Below are 18,083 nucleotides of genomic sequence, written 5' to 3' on the forward strand. Positions count from 1 at the left end.
GCAGGTGCGGGTGTTTGCAGGTCAGAAGAGGAATTCGTCCATCGCATCGTGCGCCGGGCCGGAGCCGGCGGCTTTGGCGGTTGCCTTCGGCAGCGCCAGCTTCGGCGCGGCGGCGAATGGCTTTACCCCGAACGCCGGGTAGATTTCCGAAGGGAAGTACAGCGTGCCGTCCTTCACCACCATCGCGATGCGGTGCAGTTCGCCCAGATCGCGCATCGGATCGCCGGGTAGCAGGATGAAATCCGCCAGTTTCCCCCGCGCAATCGAACCGAGTTGCTGGTCGCGGCCCATATAGTGTTCCGGCGCGAGCGTCGCCAACCGGAGCACGTCGGGGATCGGGATGCCGGCCTCGGCATAGATCTGCAATTCGCGGTGGACGGACAGGCCGGTCTGGTCATCGGTGCCGGGGAGCAGGAGGATGCCGCGGTCGTGGAGCAGTTTCAGCACCTGCTTCACCTTCGCCATCGCGCCGTCGTAGGCGGCGGCGTCGGTCGCGTTCGCGATCGGGGCGATCGCCTGCTGACGACGGCGTTGCAGGCCGATCGGCAGGTGGTCGATATAATCGGCGACTGCCGGATTGGGCTTGCCGTCACGGCCGCCCATCAGCAGTTCGAGCGTCACTGCGGTGGGATCGTGCGCGATCCTGCCGGAGGCCATCAGGTCGATCGTCCGCTGCACGGGTGGGCTGCGAAGGTCGAGCGTCGCGGTCCGCTTCATCGCGGTCAGGCGCAGCGGCGTGCGCGTGTCTTCCTTCGGATCGAGCACCCAGCCGAGCATCAGCTGGTTGATGTGCGTCACCTCGTCATAGCCGGCGCCGATCATCGCATCGGCGTTGGTGAAGGCAGGGATATGGCCGGTGACGGTCATCCCGAGCCGATGCGCCTCGCGCGTGATCGCCGGCACCCAGGCGGGGTTCATGCTGTTGTAGATCTTGATCTGCCAATGGCCGCGCGCGGCGTACCAGCGCACCGCGTCCAGCGCGGCGGCCTCGCTGTCGGCGACGATGCCGAGCCGCGCGGAATACGGACTGCGCCCTTCGAGGAAGCCGTTGGCGGTGATGCGCGGGCCGGCGACCTCGCCTGCGGCGATGCGGTGGATCAGGTCGGGCAGAAAGGCATTGTCGTTGCCCATGTCACGTACCGAGGTGACACCCGCGGCAAGATAGAGGAGCGCGGATTCGAGGCTGACGTGCGCATGCATGTCGTGCAGGCCCGGCATCAGCGTGCCGCCCGCGCCATCGATCAGCGCTTCACCGGGTGAGGCGGGGGCATCCAGCGGCTGGATGCCGGTGATCCTGCCATCGGCGAACACCACCGACACCGGATCGCCACGCTTGCCCGATACGGGATCGAACACGCGAACGTTGCGGATACGGACAGGCGCATCGACGCGATGCGCGAAACGTTGCTGGAGCGCCGCATAGCGCTGCGCGGTAAGCCGGGTCGCGATCGCGGAGAGCGCGGGCACGTCGCCCTCATGCCCTTCGCGAACCGTCGCACCGCCGGTATCGAGCACGGCGAACAGCGCCTGCTGCTCGTCGAGCAGGATCAGGTCGGGCGACAGGTCGATGCCGCTGATCGCATAGGCCTGATAGCGTGCGGTCCCGATCGTTGCGGGGCCGAGCGGGTCGATGTGCAACTGGCCGCCCGGCAGCGCGGGAAGCGTGTTCTTCGGCGCCTTGAGCAGTGCACGGGCGTAGAGGCCGAGCGCCCAAGGACTAGCCGACTGGCCGATGTAGAGTGCGGCGCCGTCAACCTGCGCCTGTCGCGCGCCCATCGCGTCGGTCCAGCGCGCGATGCCGTCGTCGCGGGCGAAACGCTCGTGGACGTCGCCACCGAACGTCGCCTTGCCGTCGAGGGTCCAGCGCAGCGGCAATCCATCCGGGCCGAGGTCGATCGCCTCGTCCATCGTCGGGCCGCGACCGTTGTTCTTGACGTCGTAATGGATCGCGACGCGGTCGCCGGTGCGGACCGCATCGACGCTGCCGACCTTTTCACCATTGGCGATGACCGACAGGCGTTCATGGACTTGGGCTGCGGCAGCAGATGCGCTTGCGAGCAGCACCACGAGCAGGGCGACGGGGATCAGCTTCAAGGCCGCGAACTCCGGTAGAGGTGCGCGGCGGCGGCGAGGTCCTGCACCGCATGGCCGAGCGATTTGTAGAGGGTGATGTCGGCGGCGTGGGTGCGACCGGGAACCCGACGCAGCAGCACCTCGCCGATCTCCGCGACGATGTGGGCGTTGGTGACGAGGCCGGCGTCGCGCGCGACGAGGAATTCGGCGGCGGCGTCGCGGGCGGAGGCAATGCTGTCGGCGATGTAGCGGCCCTTGAGAACGAGGGCGCTGTCGACCTCGACCGGGCCGGGGCCGCTCGATCCGACGAGGTTGACGTGGGTGCCGGGACGGACCCAGTCGCCGAGGATCACCGGCTGTGCGGCGGTGGTCAGCGTACAGATCACGTCGGCTGCGCCGGCGGCGGCTGCGAGGTCGTCGGCGCGTTCGCAGGGGAGGTCGGGGAAGGCGGCGATCAGCGCATCGACCTTGTCCGGCGAGCGGCCCCAGATCAGCACGCGCCCGAACCGGCGAACCAGCGGCAGTGCGTGAAGGTGCGTGTGCGCCTGTCCGCCGGTGCCGACGATCAGCAAGGTGGTGGCGTCTGCCCGGGCGAGCGCATCGGTGGCGACCGCACTGGCCGCGGCGGTGCGGATGTGCGTGATCTCCTCGGCATCGGCGATCGCGACCGGGCGGCCTTCGACGGGTTCGAACAGCACGACGACGCCGCGGTGACGGCGTTTACCGGGCGATCGGGGGTCGGCGAACACGCTGATCGTCTTGGTGCCGAAAAAATCCTGCTCGCCCAGGGCCCCCGGCATCTGCGCGAAGGTGCGGCCCGGCCCCAGCGACAGCATCGTCCGCAGCAACTGGCGGGTGGTGCCGGCGGACAGCGCCTGCATCGCCTCCCGCACCACCCGGATACAATCGGGATAGGTCAGGCCGGCGCGGACTGCGTCACTGTCGAAGATTGCCAGATCGTCGCGCGTCATGTTCGCTTCTCCGTCAGCCTGCCCTGCGCCCAGCCTAATGCGGGTGGCACGCAAAAGCTTGTCGATCGTTCGCGCCCATGGTGAGATGGCTGCAGCTTCAATCCCCGTTTTGCCGGAACCGTGCATAATCATGGCTGAAACTCTCGATCGCCTCGACCTCAAGATCCTGGACCGCCTGCAGATCGACTCATCCGAATCGTCGAGCGAGATCGCCGATCGCGTCGGCCTGTCGCAGTCGCCATGCTGGCGGCGCATCCAGCGGCTGAAGGACGAGGGCTATATCAAGGCGCAGGTCGCGGTGCTCGATCGTGAGAAGTTCGGCGAGAGCATGTACATCTTCGCGCAGCTGAAGATGGGCCGGCTGAGCGACGAGGGGCGTGAGCGCTTCATGCGGGCGGTGGAGGAATGTCCGGAGATCACCGAGGCCTATACGCTGTTCGGCGAGATGGACGTGATGCTGAAGGTGCTGGCGCCGAGCATGGGCTGGTATCAGAATTTCACCTTCCGCACGCTGCTGCGGCTGCCGGGGGTCGAGGACATCCGTTCGATCGCGACCCTGTCCGAGGTGAAATGCACGCATCGGTTGCCGCTGCCGGCGGCGTGATCGGGGCGCATGCCCGCATTGGCCCGCGTGGCCCCGCATACGCTATGCACGGCGGGCGGTTGGGGCAGTGGGATCGGGCAGAATTTCGCCGAGCGTCACGGCTAGGCTGATCGCCCGAACGAAGGAGGCGTCATGACAGGTCGAATGTTACGCGTGTTGCCGGCGATGGCGTCGCTGCTGTTGCTGGCCGGGGCAGCGGGGGCGGAAGCTGACGGCCCGCGTCTCGTCGTTCGCCTCGCGCCCGGCGCTCCGGATGCGGCGCAGCATGTGCCATTCGTCGATGTGACTCTGATCGCGCAGGGCATGCATGCGGCGGCGGGCGAGGCGCTGTTCGAGCTGCCGATGGTTGCCAACACCGTGGTCACCAGCGGCAAGGATCTGCAAGGGCTCGCGCTGACCGACGGCGCCGGTCCGATTGCAGTGACGACGCAGGACGAGGTGGAGGACGGGTCGAACACGACGCGTCGGTGGCGGGCGTCGCGGGCGGTCGATGGCGTCGTCACCGTGCGCTACCGCGTGCCGATCGATGCGTCCGCGCCGCCACTGGCGTTGCCGCAATATGAGATGCGGACCGAGGGCGGGACCTTTTCCGCGGCTGGCACCGCCTTCCTGCTGCTGCCGACCGACACCACGCCGCGCCGGGTCGAGGTGCGCTGGGACTTTGCGGGATACGGCACGGGCGGAGCCGGGGTGTCGAGCTTCGGTGTCGGCGACGTGACGAGCGCGGCGGCTATCCCTGCGAAAAAGCTGGCGTCGGCCTATTACATGGGTGGTCGGCCGGGCGTGGCGGGGCCGGAGACGGACGGGTTCTTCGCAGCGTGGCAGGGCCAGCCGCCGTTCGCGATGGCGCCGCTGATGACCTGGGCCGGGGCGCTGCACCGCTTCTATGGCGGTTTCTTCGGTTATACCCCGCCCAGCTTCGGCGTGTTCGGGCGCACCAACACGCGCAATCCGGGCAGCGGCATCGGCCTGACCGACAGCTTCGCCTATACCTTCAACCATACGTCGAAGCCCGACGACCTGCGATCGCTGCTGGCGCACGAGATGCTGCATAGCTGGGTCAATTCGCTCGACGGATCGATGGACAGCGCCGGCGGGCTGGACCGGTCGTGGTTCGGCGAAGGGCTGGCGGTGCATTACCAACGGACCTTGCCGTTGCGCGCGGGCATGATCTCGGCCGAGGATTTCCTGAAGGATCTCAACGAGACGGCGGGGCGCTATTACACAAACATCAAGATCGCGACGCCAAATGCGGCCATCCCCGAAGGCTTCTGGCGCGATACGCGTGTGCGGGTGCTGCCCTACGATCGCGGGTCGCTGTATTTCGAAGTGGTAGATGCGCAGATCCGGGCGAAGTCCGGCGGCAAGCGTTCGCTCGACGACATCGTCCGCGCGACGCTGAAGGCGCGCCGCCGCGGGGGCGCGATGAACGAGGCGCTGTACCGGTCGCTGCTGAAGACGGAGCTTGGCGCGAAGGGGATCGCCGACCTCGACGCGATGCTGGGCGGGGCGACGGTGCTGCCGCCGTCCGACGCCTACGGACCCATGTTTCGCCGCGTGACGAAGCTGCTGCGCCGTTACGATCTGGGGTTCGACATGGCGTCGTTGCAGGCAAATCCGAAGATCGTGCGCGGGCTGGTCGCCGGATCGAACGCCGCGGCCGCCGGGCTGCGCGACGGCGACGAGATCATGAACGGCTTCCCGCAGGATGCGTTGCAGGGTGACCAGCAGGCCTATGTAACGCTGGACGTCAGGCGAGGCGGACAGGCTTTTCAACTGCGCTATCAACCCCGTGGCGAGACGGTGCAGGCCTATCAATGGGTCCCGGTGAACCGCGGTGCGCTATCGAAATCGGCTCTGGCGAACGGCCGATCACGGAAGAGATAGGCATAATAGAAGGTCCGCAGGCGCCGGTGAAACGCGCGGATGCGGTCCTGATAGGCGAGCTGCGCGCCCAGATCGGTCCGGGCGAGACGGGTCAGCAGCGCCTGGACGCCAACGGAGGGCAGGAACCAGCCGAGTGCGCGACCCGCGGCGTCGCGCGCCTCCAGTCCGGAACGATACGCGTGGACCCGGTCGCGAACGCTGTCGTCGCCGTTCTGGTGAAAGGCGAGATACCATTTGTAGTGAAATTCCGGGCCAAGGGGAGCGGAATCCGCCCATTCGGGATGGCCGGCGTAGAAGCGGCGCATCGTATGCCCGCGCGGGATGTCCCATGCGTCGTTCACCGCCTCGCGCTGCGCCAATGCGATCTCCGCCCCCTGATCGACCGGGATAGCAGCGTTGATCGCGACGTTGGCCAGCGTCGGCGCGATCAGCACCAGCACCAGCCATGTCGCTGCCAGCATCGCCGCGTTGGTCACCGAACTCCAGCTGAAGCGGCCCACCAAAGCCGCCAGCGCGACCCAGAACAGCAGATAGGCGAGGGTCACCGCCAGCACGGCCGCGATGATGCCGGCACCGACGCCCTCCGCCATCGCGGCGATGCCGAACGGCACGCCCAGCGCTGCCCACAGCATTGCCATACGCAGTGCCGTCCGTCGCCGCCACAGCGCCCGGCCACCATTCGGCAGGGCCTCCAGCGTGCGTAGCCGCCCCGCTTCGCACTCGCCCGAGACGAGGTCGTGGAACAGCGCGATCACGAACAACGGCGCGAGGAAGACCAGCACGAAGGCGAAGTCGAACCGGCCGGGCAGCGCCAGTTCGGGATTGAACGTGTCGCCGTCGTAGATCTGCGCCTCCAGCCCCAGCGCGCGCACGCGCAGGATGTAGGGCGAGACGTCGCGCATGCCGAACGCGGCGAAGGCGATCGGCGCGGGCGCGTCCCACGTCGGATGGAAGCTGTAATAGGCCGCGCTGCCGGCATCTTTCGTGCGGTCGACATAATCGATGACGGCGCCGATATCCTCCGCCTGCGCCACCGGAATTGCGGCGATGGCGGCGCGTTGTCGCGACACTTCGGCGATGCCCGCCGCCAACGCGGCGCTGGTCAGCAACGCCAGCAATATCAGCGCTATCACTGCCAGTCGCTGGCGGCCGAACAGCCGCAATTCGTACATGAACAGGGTCACCGGCGCTCTCCCAACCGGCGAGTGACGATCGCGAGCAGCGCGAGAGCGATCACCAGCCAGCCGATCACTATTGCCAGCCCGGGTAGCGCGGCGGTGGCGAGCGCGGTCCCCGTCGGCGCGACGAAGCGAAAATTGGGCATCGCCTGCCAATGGTCGCCCGACACACGCTTGCGGCGATCGGCGCCTGCGTCGACCGCGGTGTCGTCGGCGTAACTGACGCCGTCCGCCTGCATCCGGTTCAGCCGCTGCACCAGTGCGTAGCGATACGCCTCGGCCTGTTCGAGGAAGCGGCGATGGCCGGCGAAGTCCGTGCCGGCCGCCGCCATCGACAACGAACGCAGCGCGATCGCCGGACTGAGCAGGCCGACCGCCTCGACGATCCCGTTCTGCCGCGCCTGTGCGGCGAAGCTGGCGGCGGCGTAGCGGTTGAATAGCGATGCGGTCATCCGCTCGCCTTCCAGTGCCACGACGCCCTTGTAGTTGACCGGCAGGTCCTCGACGGTCGCGACACCGTAGCGGTCCAGTACCGATTGCTTGAATGCGGCGAAATGGGGATCGTCGGGATTATGGCTGTCGCCCATCTTCCGCAGGTCGCGTGCGATCGCGACGTCGGTCTGCAACCGGTTCGCCAGCGGCACCGCAGCGCTCGCAAGATCGGGCGCGACCCGCGGCAGTAGCACCAGCGCGACCGCCCATAACGCGACCAGTGCCAGCAACGCGTCGCGACTGCGCCGGACCGATGCGGAAACGAGCAGGATCAGCACCGCCCACAGTGCAAGATAGGCCGCATAGCCGAGCGCGATGATCAGCATCGGCAACACCAGCGCGCCGGGCTGTCCGGCGATCAGCAGCAACCCGATCATTGCCGGGGCGCCAGCGACTAGGGCTACGGCGCCCAAAGCCAGCAGTTTGCCGCCCACCAGACGCCGACGGCCGACGCCCTGCAGCATCAGCAGGCGCAGCGTGCCGCTTTCCATCTCGCGCGCGAGTGCACCATAGCCGAGGAAGATCAGCAGCAGCGGCGCCACCGCCTGCAAGACGAAGGCCGGGGTCAGCTGACCGAAGCGCACCAGCAGCGAGCTTTGCCGGACGTCGCCGAAATTGGCGGTATTCTGGCGGTGCCCCTCGAGAAACATGCTGTTGCCGGTATAGGCGTCGACACCGGGATCGAACGCCGCAAGCGGACCCAGCGGGCGGAAGATGAAGGTGCCGTAATGCACCATTCGGTGCGGATGGCGATCCGGCTGTGCATCGAACGCGGTTTCGGCGGCACGGGCGTGACGGTCGCGCAGCCCGGCGATACCGTTCTGATGTGCCCGCGAACTCACCACCGCTACCAGCGTCAGCAGTACTAGCAACGCGAAAGCGATCATGGCAACGCGGTTGCGCGCCATCATCCGCAGCTCGTCGCGCGCAATCAGGCGGACGATGCTCATGCCGCCAGCCGCTCGCTACCGATCTGGAAGCGGGCGTGGAGCGCCCGCACATCGAAACGCTCCGGCCCGCTCGCTGCCACTTCGAGCGCGACGCGGCCTGCTTCCAGAAAGGCGACCCTGTCGGCGACGTCGGCTGCGGACAGCAGGTCGTGAGTGACCATCAGCACCGCCGTGCCCCGCTCCCGCACCGCGGCCAGCAACGCGTTGAAGTCTGCGGTCGCGCGCGGATCGAGCCCGGATGTCGGCTCGTCGAGCAGCAGCACCGGCACCTGACGCAACAGCGCGACCGCAATCGCGACCTTCTGCCGCATGCCCTTGGAAAAGCCGCCCAGTCGCTGATCCCAGGCGCGCTCCTGCAATCCCGCCGCCGCCAGTGCGTCGACGATCGCCCCGCGCTCCTGCCGCTGGCTGGACAGCGCAAGCAGGTAATCGGCATTCTCGACCGCGGAGAGGTGTTCGTAGAGTGCGACATTCTCCGGCAGGTACGCGACGCGGCGACGCGTCTGGTCGGGGTTCGCGGCAGGATCGATCCCGCACACCGCGATCGTGCCCGATTGCGCGCGGGTGAAACCCAACAGCGCGGACAGCGTGGTCGACTTGCCCGCACCGTTGCCGCCGAGCAGCGCGGTGATGCTGCCGGCGGGCACTGCCAGCGACAGGCGGTCCAGCACGACATGCGCATCATATGCCAGCGTCAGATCCTGGATCAGGATCGGATCAAGATGGGAAAGGATGGGCGTCATCGATAACCTCGGTCTGGAAACCGGGGCCACATGCCGCATTGCGGTAAATGTGACAAGATATCATTGACGATGTTACATCATCACAGGCATAAAGCACGTCGATCGAGGTACGCCGCTACGGCCCCGATATGTGTTGCCGAAGGGGATATTCATTGCGCCGTTCCATGCTCACCGCCGTCACGGCTGGTGCCTTTCCCCTCGTGGTCGCGCTCTCCTGTCCATTCGCATCGGCCCAGTCGATCGAGGCCGACGAGGAGGCTCGCCGGGAGCGCGAGGAGATCACCGTCACCGGCGTCCGCCAGCCCTATCGCGGCAATTTCGCGTTGCGGGAGATCCCGCAGGCGATCGCGACGATCGACGACAGCGTCATCGAGGAGAATGCGATCCTGCGGCTGACCGATGCGCTGGACCTGAACGCATCGGTGGTGCGGCAGAATACGCTGGGCGGCCTGTGGGACAGTTTCGCCGTGCGCGGGTTCGTCGGCGACGAGAATTTGCCGAGCGGCTATCTAGTCAACGGCTTCAACGCCGGGCGCGGGTTCAGCGGTCAGCGCGATGTGGCGGGGATCGAGCGGGTCGAGGTGCTGAAGGGGCCGGCCGCGGCGGTGCTGGGGCGCGGCGAGCCGGGCGGATCGATCAACATCGTCACGAAGCAGGCCGAACTCGGCCGCAGTTTCGGCACCGCCTCGCTGCAATATCGCAGCTTCGACACCGTCCGGGCGGAGGGCGACGCCAATGTGGCGCTGACCGGGAACGTCACGGCGCGGCTGATCGGCTATGCCGAGAGCGGCGATACGTTCCGCGACATGGTGGAGCAGAAGCGCTGGGGATTCCTGCCGTCGATCGGCGTCGGGCTGGGTGAGGCCACGCGGCTGACCTATGATTTCGAATGGACGCGGGTGGAGGTGCCGTTCGACCGCGGCATCGTCGTGCTGAACGGCGATTTCGATACCGTACCCCGCTCGCGCTTTCTGGGCGAGCCGGGCGACGGCGATACCGTGGCGCGCGCGACGGGGCACCAGTTGCGTCTGCAGCATGATTTCAGCGACACGTGGAGCCTGCTGGTCGGGGCCAGCCACCGCGACACGCTGCTGACCGGCGCGTCGTCCGATGCGGAGACGGTGCGGTCGCGCCAGAAGCTGTATGTCGATGGCCGGTCGTTGTCGCGTCAGCGGCGGACGCGGCGCTACACGTCCGAACACAGCGTGTTCCGCGCGGAGATCGCGGGTGAGTTCATGACCGGGCCGCTCCGCCACCGCGTGCTGGCGGGTGGGGACTTCGACTATTTCGACACCGACCAGATGTTCACCCGCTATCGCGGACCCGTGGTGACGGCGACCACGACGGACCGCGCGGGCTATGTGCTGGACCTGCGCAACCCGGTCTATGGCCGGTATCCGGTCCCGGTCACGACGCCGACCACCGATCGGCTCGACGTGCAGCGCACCGCCGGTGCGTATGTGCAGGACCAGATCAGCCTGACCGACCGGTTGCAGGTGCGGATCGGCGGACGGTACGACGATTTCCTGCTGCGCGTGGACAATCGCCTGACGGGCGTATTGGGCCGGCGCCAGCGCAGCCGCTTCAGCCCGCAGGCGGGCATCGTCTATGAGGCGAGCACGCCGCTGTCGCTCTATGCGGCTTACGGCGAGGGTTACCGCGCCAATATCGGGGCGGATGCGACCGGCAACGTGTTCGAGCCGGAGACGAGCCGGTCGATCGAGGCGGGCGTGAAGCTGACCGCGCTGGGCGGCCGGCTGACGGGGACGCTGGCGGTCTATCAATTGCAGAAATCGAACGTGCTGGCGACCGACACGCTCAACCCCGGCTTTTCGATCGCGATCGGCAAGGCGCGCAGTCGCGGCGTCGAGTTGGACGTCAACGGTCGGCTGCCGGGCGGCGTCGACCTGCTGCTGAGCTATGCCTATACCGACGCGGAGGCGCGATCGCGCGTGCTGGACCCCAATTTCTCGTTCCAGATCGAACCCGGCGATCCGCTCATCAACATTCCCGATCACAATCTGAACGTGCAGGCGATGAAGCGCTTCACGCTGGGCAAGCGCGACGCGATGCTGGGGGCGGGCATCCAGTATCTGGGTCAGCGCAGCGGCGAGACGGGGACCGGCTTCACCTTGCCGTCGCACACGCTGGTACGGGTGTTCGGGCAGATCGGGGTGACCGACGATGTCGAGCTGTTCGGGTCCGTCGCCAATTTGTTCGACGAACACTGGTATGCCAACAGCTATTCGCCGGTCTGGGTGCAGCCGGGCACGCCCCGCACCGCCACGATCGGCCTGCGCGCCCGTTTCTGACCGGGTGACACGGCGAGACCGATCGGCCCCCCGTCGCATCGTTCAGCGTCGTTGCCGCAGCGCGCCTGGATCGACGACATCGTCGTTCGGCAGGGGCGGGCGGGCCGCGAGCGGGGCCACGTGGCGTTGCACCGCCCATGCGTCCATCGTCGCCATGGGCTGTTCGATTGTGGGGGCGAAGCGATCCGACATCATGTAGCTGAGGACGGCATGACGCAGTGATGGAGCCCCGGGGCGATCGGGCATGGCATCGGCGTTGAGGTCGAACGCGCTGACGATCAGCCTGCCGGTTCCCACCCGAACCTCGAACAGCAGCGCCAGTCGCAGGCTGCGGTTCCAGTCGTCGATCGGCTGGACGATCGGCCGGATGTCGTTGCCGAGCGATTCCATGTTCATCGCCGTGGTGTTCTCGATCAGGTCGATCCACTGCCAGTCGCAATGCGCGTCGGTCGGGAATCCACTCAGCGCCGGGTGGTCCGCGTCGTTGAGCAGGCCCAGCATCCACGCGCGGTTGGGATTCATCAGCCGGTTCCAGAAGATGGGCACCGTCGTCATCGCCAGATCGGGATTGCTCGCTGCCGGTTTGCCCGACAGGAACAATACGCGCCCGCCGGCGGCGAGGGCTGCGCGTGCCTCGCTCCATGATGCCGTGACGACGATCCCGTCCGTCGAGATCGCCGGAGGCGCTGCGGGATAGACCCAGATCGGCCAGCGATTGCGGATGCCGGTGCCGTGCAGTTCGAGGATCAGCGTATGGAAGCCCGGTGCGGGCAGGCGCGACAGGTCTGCCTCGACGATGCCGAGGCTCGTTCCCTTGCCGCGCGGAGCGGGCCGCTTCGCCAGCCTGCCGGACAGCCGCGTCCGGCCAGCGGCATCGATGATGCGCCAGCGCGGGTCGATCGCGTTGAAATCGCGGGGGCCGAAATGATAAAGTTCGGCAGCTGCGGTCAGCCGGTCCTGTGTCGTGAAGACGCGCTCCTTCAGCCGTACCAACGGCACCGTGGCGCTGCAGAATTCACGCCATTCGGGTGCGGCGACATAGCCCTTCCCCTCCCAGAAGGCGTCGAGTGGCCCCACCAGCGCGCCGCCCTGGCCAAGGTAATCGTGCAGATCGAGCATCTGGAACCCGGAATGCGAAGAGGTTCGCAAATTGGCCTCGATCTCCTCCTTGTAGCAGGCGACCTGAAAGCGGCCGGATGCCCGCGCCAGGTCGGCGTTGATGTCCAACAGGCCGTGCGCACGGGCGAGATCGCGCATGATCTCGTAATTGCCGGGGACCATATACGGAAGGTCGCCCAGATCCTTGCCGCGGGGAAACGCGGTGTAGGACTGCACGCCGTCGAATTTCGCGATGACGGAGAAGTCGGGATAGGCGCACCATTGCCCGGTTTCGTGGCTGATCACCGGCTGTGGGATCTTCCCGACATGCCCTTTCAGCTCGTCCTCGTAATCCTCGCCGAACCAGCCGCGTGGTCCGCGGACATCGGCGCCGATAACCAGAAAATCCGCGGCATACCGCGTGCCGGGGCCGCCCGGCGGACGCGCGACGCGCCCGGTGCCGTCGGTGTAGAGCCGCCGCGGATCGGCGGCCTTCCACCGTTCGTCCCATTGCGGCAGTTGCGCGTGGAATTGCCCGGCGGGCTCGTTACTCGCGCCGAGCATGATGAAGGATGGATGGTTGCCATAGGCCTTGATCAGCCGGGCCGTTTCATCGTGCAGGAGTGCGAGCATCCGGCCGGCGGGATCGAAGTTGTTCCACATCCCGCATTCGGGCTGGAGGTAAAAGCCGAGTTCGTCCGCGGCGGTGAACGCCGCCTCCGGCGGGCACCAGCTGTGGAACCGCATGCCGTTCAGGCCCCACTCCTTGCAGATCGTGATGATCCGCTTCCACGTCTCTACGTCGGTCGCCGGATAACCGGTGAGGGGAAAGCCCCCGCCATCGTGCGTGCCGCGCATGTTCAGGATCTGACCGTTGATCAGGATGTCGCGACCTGCCGTCGTGATCTCGCGCATGCCGAACGTGATATCGCGTCGATCGGTGCCGGACGGGCTGTCCAGCGCCAGCGTTACGGTTTGCAGGTGCGGAGTGAATTCGGACCACGGACGCGCGTCGGGCAACGGCAGGTCGATCGCGGCGTGGCCGCCCGCGACCGCCCATTCGACTGGAACGGCGACGCCGTTCGCCTTCAGCACGCCGCGCCCCGCGGTATTGGTGGCGTTGCCGATCGTGACGCGGACCAGTGCGCTCCTGTCCGTCAGGTTGGGGTGAACCTGTGCGTCCTCGATCCAGACCGTCGGCGTCGCGGTCAACTCGATCCGGCCGACGACGCCGTTCCAGGTCGCGCCTTCGCCGTCTGATACGGCATGCCCGTCCGGACGGTATACTGGTTCCTGCATGCTGTTATCGATGCGCAGCGTCAGGCGATGCCTCCCGACCGGCAGCACACCGAGATCGAAGTCATGCGGCGCGACCAGCGACGAATCGGACCCGACCATCCGGTTGCCGACGAAGACGTCGGTGCGCCATCGGGTGCGTTCTAGATGTAGTTTTACGAGCTTGCCGGCCCAGGCCGCCGGGATGTCGATATCCCGCTGATACCAGGCGACGCCGAGATAGTGGCGGATCGGCTGGGAGAGGTAGGGGACCTTCACGTTCCCGGGGACGGTGTAATCCTTGTATTGCGGCAACGTGTGCCAGCGCATGTCGCGGGGCAGCGCGGCGACGAACTGCGTATCGGGCGTGATGGCGTTCCCGAACCCCTGCGTCTGGAGAATGCCCGGAAGGTTGATCCGCAGATCCGACGGCATGACCTTGTTGAACCAGTAATCGGCCGATCCGACGTCGGCCGGATCGAGTGCGAAACGCCATTCCCCGGCAAGCGACAGGGCGTTCGCCCGAGCCGCGCGGGGCGGCGCCGGCACCGCGTGGACGGCGGCCTGGACACCGGCGGCGCCGATTATTCCGAGGAACGCGCGGCGCGGTAGCGAGGTATCCGTCATCAAGGCCACTTTCCCGCAAAAGTACGCCATTCGCAATTGTTCTTGCCAGTGGCTGTGGCGTATTTGTACCACAACGTCATATTTTGGAACCCAATATCAAGTTCACCTGCAAAAACGTATTGCAAATATGAAATCGGCCTGCGACGTACACGGGGTCGTCATGGCAGCCACCATGCCATGACAGGGGAAGCGGGTGCCATTCCGGTGGTATTCGAATGACATACGGGTCCGTCGGCGCGCTTCGCGGCGGACAATCGATGCGCGATCACAAGACGATAAAAAAGAACGACATGGGAGAGGCAAGATGAGAAAACATGGGGTGAAAGCCGTCGCGCTGCTGGGGGTGTCGACGCTATCGATCGTATCGACGGGCTTCTTTCCAACGGCCGCCGTCGCACAACAGTCCGTTGCGCCGGTCACGGGCGCAAGCGGGCAGACGACGCCGCGCGCAACGCCCCCATCATCACAGGCATCAGCGCCGGGTGCCGCGCAAGCCGCCCCGAACGCCACCGACACGGTCGCGCCATCGCCGCAGACGAGCGCTACTGCCCCGGCACAGACCGCATCCTCGACGCGTGATCCCGAAGAGCTGAACCAGGATCTGGATCGTCCCGCGCGCGCGGCGCCCGATGCGGGCGGCGATCCGACCGATGCCGAGATCGTCGTCACCGGCGTCCGCGCCGCCGAAGCTTCCGCGATCTCGCGCAAGCGGACCGCGCGCACGGCGCAGGATTCGATCGTCGCGGACGACGTCGGCCAGTTCCCGGACAAGAACGCAGCGGAGGCGATCGCCCGTATCGCCGGTGTCGCGCTCGACGTGTCGGATTCGGGCGAGCAGGGCGGCTTCACCATCCGCGGCCAGTCCGCGGACCTGATCCGCGTCGAGGTGGACGGCATGACGACGCTGTCGACCAACGATCAGGGCGGTCGCGCATCGTCGGTCGGCGAATTGTCGTCCGACCTGATCAAGAGCGTCGACGTCATCAAGGGCCAGACGGCGGACATGACCCCCGGCGGCGTCGGCGGCACCGTGCGGATCGAACAGCGCAGCGGCCTCGATTTCAAGGAACCGCTGTACCGGCTGAACCTGCAGAGCATGTACCAGACGCTGAGCGAGAAGGCGTCGCCGCGTATCAACGCGATCGCCACGCGCAAGTTCTTCGACGGCGACGTCGGCCTGATCCTCAACGGTACGTACGAGGATCAGAAAGTTGGCACCGACTATGCCCGCGTCACCGTGGCGAATGCCGGCTATATCCCGCTCGGCGATTACGACAATTCACCGAACAAGAGCTTCACGACGCCCTTCGATCCCGTCGCCGCGGCGGTGACGACCAAGGCGGGTTGCGCGGCGCTGTCGACGACGGGGATCAACAGCCGCCTGAACTGCTATGCGCAATGGGAGGATTTCGTCCCGTCGTTCCCGCGTCCGGGTCGTCAGGTCAAATCCGATCAGCGCATCTCGTTCCAGGCGCGAGCGGACTGGCGCGTCAATCGCGACCTCGTCCTGTTCGCATCGTACAATCCGAACTTCCGCCGGGTATCGTCGCAGGATTACAATTGGAGCGTCGCGACGCCGGTCGGCACCACCAACACGTCCGGCGTGCTGACCGGCAGCAATATCCGCAACGTCGTCGTCAACGAGAACCATTATGTCACCGCATTCGATATCGCGCGGGGCACGGGCAACCAGTTCAGCAACACGCTGACGGTCACCAGCCAGGTTCGCGACATCCAGCGCAAGATCGAACAGCATTACGCGCAGACGGGTGCGGACTTCATCTCCGGGCCATGGACGGCCAAGGCGCGCATCCAGTACAGCCGGGCGTCGTCCAATCGCCAGGACAACGCCTTTTCGTTCCTCGCGCCGGCCGACGTCGCCAATTACAGCGTGTCGCCCGACAATGGCCTGTGGAGCATCAAGGTCCCGAACGTCGACCTGTTCAATCCCGCGTCTTATTATCCGACGGTCGGAACGAACGGCGTCAGCGCCGGCTCGCAATACGAATACACGCCCTATGACGACAAGAACAGCGAGTGGAACTACCAGCTCGACGTCGATCGCACGTTCGAAAGTCTTGGTCCGATCGTCCGGGTCAAGGCCGGTATCCAGCACCGCACCCGCGACAACGAAAGCTATCGCAACAACGGTTCGCAGCTGTCGCCGGGCGTGGTGCTGACGCGGGCGCAATCGCTGGACCTGATCCAGTTCTGCGATCCCGCGGCCGCGCCGGCGGCGACGCCGTGCCAGTTCGGCTCCGTACCGCGTGTCACGACGGCCGGAACCACCGATCAATTGTCGCGGATCTATACGCTGACGCGCGATCAGTATCAGAATCTGATCAACGGCAGCCTCGTCGGTCTGCCGGGCGCGGAATTCTTTGGCGGCGCACCCAATCGCGGCGACCTGATCTCGTCATGGGGCACGTACGACGTCGGCAAGTTCCAGAAGATCCTGAGCAGCTACATCGACCTCAACTACCGCAACCTCGACTGCCTGTACGAATGCACGGCCTCGGACGGCAAGACGTACAAGCGACCGACCTATCTGACGTCGGAAGTGACGTCGTCCGCCTATGCGATGATGGATTTCGAAACCCGGCCGCTGAATATCCTCGTCAACGGCAACATCGGCGTCCGCTATCAGCGGATCAAGGTGAACGCACAGCCGGTGATCGACTTCAGCCGCCGTGTCGCGACGCCGATCACCACGCCGTTCCCCGGCTATACGATCGAAAACCAGCTGATCCGGCGCGAGGTCGGGGATGTGCAGCGCACCAGCGAGGACTGGCTGCCCAGCTTCAACCTTGCGGTGTGGCCGATCGATGAGCGGCTCGGCCTGCGCTATTCCGCGGCGCTGCAACGCGCGCGTCCCAGCATCCTTCAGCTGACCGGCAACGGCACGGTGTCGTGCGGTCTGGTCGATCCTGCGCAGCGTGCCGCGCTGGAGGCGTTCATCGCCGCCAATCCGGGTGCAATCCAGGACGACGATCCCTCGACCGACGACAATGCCGAGGGCGGTGCGGTGCTCGCCAACTTCGTCAATCGCTGCACCGGCCGCATCGGCAATCCCGAGCTGAAGGGCTATGGCGCCACCACGCAGAACTTGTCGCTGGAATGGTATCCCAACAAGGACACGCAGCTGAGTGCGGCCGTCTACCAGATCAGCGTGCGGTCGGGTCGTCCGGAAGACATCAACATCGGTGCCTATCAACTCGGCGGCGATACCTACGAGGTTTCGACCTATCAGGACGGGCCGAGCGGCCTGCGCCAGCGCGGGTTCGAGGTCGCGGGCCGGACCGCCTTCACCTTCCTGCCCGGCTTCCTGCGTCACACCGGTGGCGGGTTCAACTATTCGTTCACCAAGTCGAACGAGAAGAACACGTTCGTCGACCTGTTCACCGGAACGGCGTTGCCGCCGCGTTCGGAGTCCAAATATTACTACAACCTCAACCTGTGGTATGACGACGGCAAGCTGAACGCCCGTATCGCCTATCAGAAGCGCGATATCTTCTATGCCTTGACCGAAGCGAATGCGGTGAACCGGATCCCCAGCACGCAGGGGATCACGGGCAGCGTGGCGACATCCTATTACAAGGTGGTCACTCCGGTGTTCAAGAACGGCACCGAAACGCTCGACGCCCGCGCCGCCTATGCGATCAGCAAGAGCTTCCAGCTGTTCGCCGAGGGCAAGAACCTGTTGGGGACGCCGATCGAGAAGTTCGCGCCCAGCAAGTATCGCGAGATCGGTGGCGGTATCCCGTACATGTACGATTCGCTCTACGCCGGAAAGACCTTCTATGCCGGCGCGATCATCACGTTCTGATCCCCTATGCGTGCCGGCCCGATGGCCGGCACGCCACGACCTTCCTC

10 protein-coding genes are annotated in these 18,083 nt (G+C 66.2%); 4 read left to right on the forward strand and 6 right to left on the reverse strand.

The features are described from left to right. Positions 1–21 precede the first annotated feature (21 nt). Together LRA87_RS00430 and LRA87_RS00435 are read right to left on the reverse strand one after the other, a co-directional pair. Positions 22–2,094 carry an amidohydrolase family protein gene (locus LRA87_RS00430; RefSeq protein WP_230628442.1) on the reverse strand — a complete coding sequence of 691 codons (2,073 nt, stop codon included), beginning with the start codon at positions 2,092–2,094 and terminating at the stop codon, positions 22–24. Next, positions 2,091–3,044 carry an ornithine cyclodeaminase family protein gene (locus LRA87_RS00435; RefSeq protein ID WP_230628443.1) on the reverse strand — a complete coding sequence of 318 codons (954 nt, stop codon included), beginning with the start codon at positions 3,042–3,044 and terminating at the stop codon, positions 2,091–2,093. The genes LRA87_RS00430 and LRA87_RS00435 overlap by 4 nt, the downstream gene beginning before the upstream one ends. 130 nt (positions 3,045–3,174) lie before the next feature. Between LRA87_RS00435 and LRA87_RS00440 the strand changes: the two genes are divergently transcribed. Both LRA87_RS00440 and LRA87_RS00445 read left to right on the forward strand, forming a co-directional pair. After that, on the forward strand, positions 3,175–3,648 hold the full coding sequence (locus LRA87_RS00440) for an Lrp/AsnC family transcriptional regulator (protein WP_230628444.1): 474 nt from the start codon (positions 3,175–3,177) through the stop codon (positions 3,646–3,648). A gap of 132 nt (positions 3,649–3,780) precedes the next feature. After that, positions 3,781–5,535 (forward strand): M61 family metallopeptidase, encoded by a 1,755-nt coding sequence (locus LRA87_RS00445; RefSeq protein WP_230628445.1) that lies wholly within the window; start codon positions 3,781–3,783, stop codon positions 5,533–5,535. On the opposite strand, the gene LRA87_RS00450 is transcribed toward LRA87_RS00445, so the two are convergent. The 3 genes from LRA87_RS00450 to LRA87_RS00460 are packed head-to-tail and all read right to left on the reverse strand — an operon-like array spanning position 5,463 to position 8,898. Beyond that, positions 5,463–6,719, reverse strand: coding sequence for an ABC transporter permease (locus LRA87_RS00450; protein WP_230628446.1), 1,257 nt, complete (start codon positions 6,717–6,719; stop codon positions 5,463–5,465). The genes LRA87_RS00445 and LRA87_RS00450 overlap by 73 nt on opposite strands. After that, on the reverse strand, positions 6,716–8,155 hold the full coding sequence (locus tag LRA87_RS00455; protein WP_230628447.1) for an ABC transporter permease: 1,440 nt from the start codon (positions 8,153–8,155) through the stop codon (positions 6,716–6,718). The genes LRA87_RS00450 and LRA87_RS00455 overlap by 4 nt, the downstream gene beginning before the upstream one ends. After that, complete coding sequence (locus LRA87_RS00460; protein WP_230628448.1) at positions 8,152–8,898, reverse strand: ABC transporter ATP-binding protein; 747 nt, start codon at positions 8,896–8,898, stop codon at positions 8,152–8,154. Before LRA87_RS00460 ends, LRA87_RS00455 begins: the two co-directional genes overlap by 4 nt. A gap of 164 nt (positions 8,899–9,062) precedes the next feature. On the opposite strand from LRA87_RS00460, the gene LRA87_RS00465 reads away from it, so the two are divergent. Continuing rightward, entirely contained in the window at positions 9,063–11,210 is a 2,148-nt protein-coding gene (locus LRA87_RS00465) for a TonB-dependent siderophore receptor (protein ID WP_230628449.1), read from the forward strand. 42 nt (positions 11,211–11,252) lie between these two features. Here LRA87_RS00465 and LRA87_RS00470 read toward each other — a convergent pair whose 3' ends face one another. Continuing rightward, positions 11,253–14,210 carry a sugar-binding domain-containing protein gene (locus tag LRA87_RS00470; protein WP_230628450.1) on the reverse strand — a complete coding sequence of 986 codons (2,958 nt, stop codon included), beginning with the start codon at positions 14,208–14,210 and terminating at the stop codon, positions 11,253–11,255. A gap of 304 nt (positions 14,211–14,514) precedes the next feature. On the opposite strand from LRA87_RS00470, the gene LRA87_RS00475 reads away from it, so the two are divergent. Continuing rightward, a complete protein-coding gene (locus LRA87_RS00475) occupies positions 14,515–18,036 on the forward strand; it encodes a TonB-dependent receptor (protein ID WP_230628451.1) in 3,522 nt (1,173 codons plus the stop codon). The last annotated feature ends 47 nt before the right edge of the window (positions 18,037–18,083 follow it).

The organism is Sphingomonas sp. Leaf37, from assembly GCF_920939475.1.
GTDB lineage: Bacteria > Pseudomonadota > Alphaproteobacteria > Sphingomonadales > Sphingomonadaceae > Sphingomonas.

Bases quoted from the DNA above. Each gene is read 5' to 3' on its own strand.
- LRA87_RS00435 (WP_230628443.1), bottom strand. From the start codon at position 3,044: ATGACGCGCGACGATCTGGCAATCTTCGACAGTGACGCAGTCCGCGCC.
- LRA87_RS00440 (WP_230628444.1), top strand. From the start codon at position 3,175: ATGGCTGAAACTCTCGATCGCCTCGACCTCAAGATCCTGGACCGCCTG.
- LRA87_RS00445 (WP_230628445.1), top strand. From the start codon at position 3,781: ATGACAGGTCGAATGTTACGCGTGTTGCCGGCGATGGCGTCGCTGCTG.
- LRA87_RS00455 (WP_230628447.1), bottom strand. From the start codon at position 8,155: ATGAGCATCGTCCGCCTGATTGCGCGCGACGAGCTGCGGATGATGGCG.
- LRA87_RS00460 (WP_230628448.1), bottom strand. From the start codon at position 8,898: ATGACGCCCATCCTTTCCCATCTTGATCCGATCCTGATCCAGGATCTG.
- LRA87_RS00465 (WP_230628449.1), top strand. From the start codon at position 9,063: ATGCTCACCGCCGTCACGGCTGGTGCCTTTCCCCTCGTGGTCGCGCTC.
- LRA87_RS00470 (WP_230628450.1), bottom strand. From the start codon at position 14,210: ATGACGGATACCTCGCTACCGCGCCGCGCGTTCCTCGGAATAATCGGC.
- LRA87_RS00475 (WP_230628451.1), top strand. From the start codon at position 14,515: ATGAGAAAACATGGGGTGAAAGCCGTCGCGCTGCTGGGGGTGTCGACG.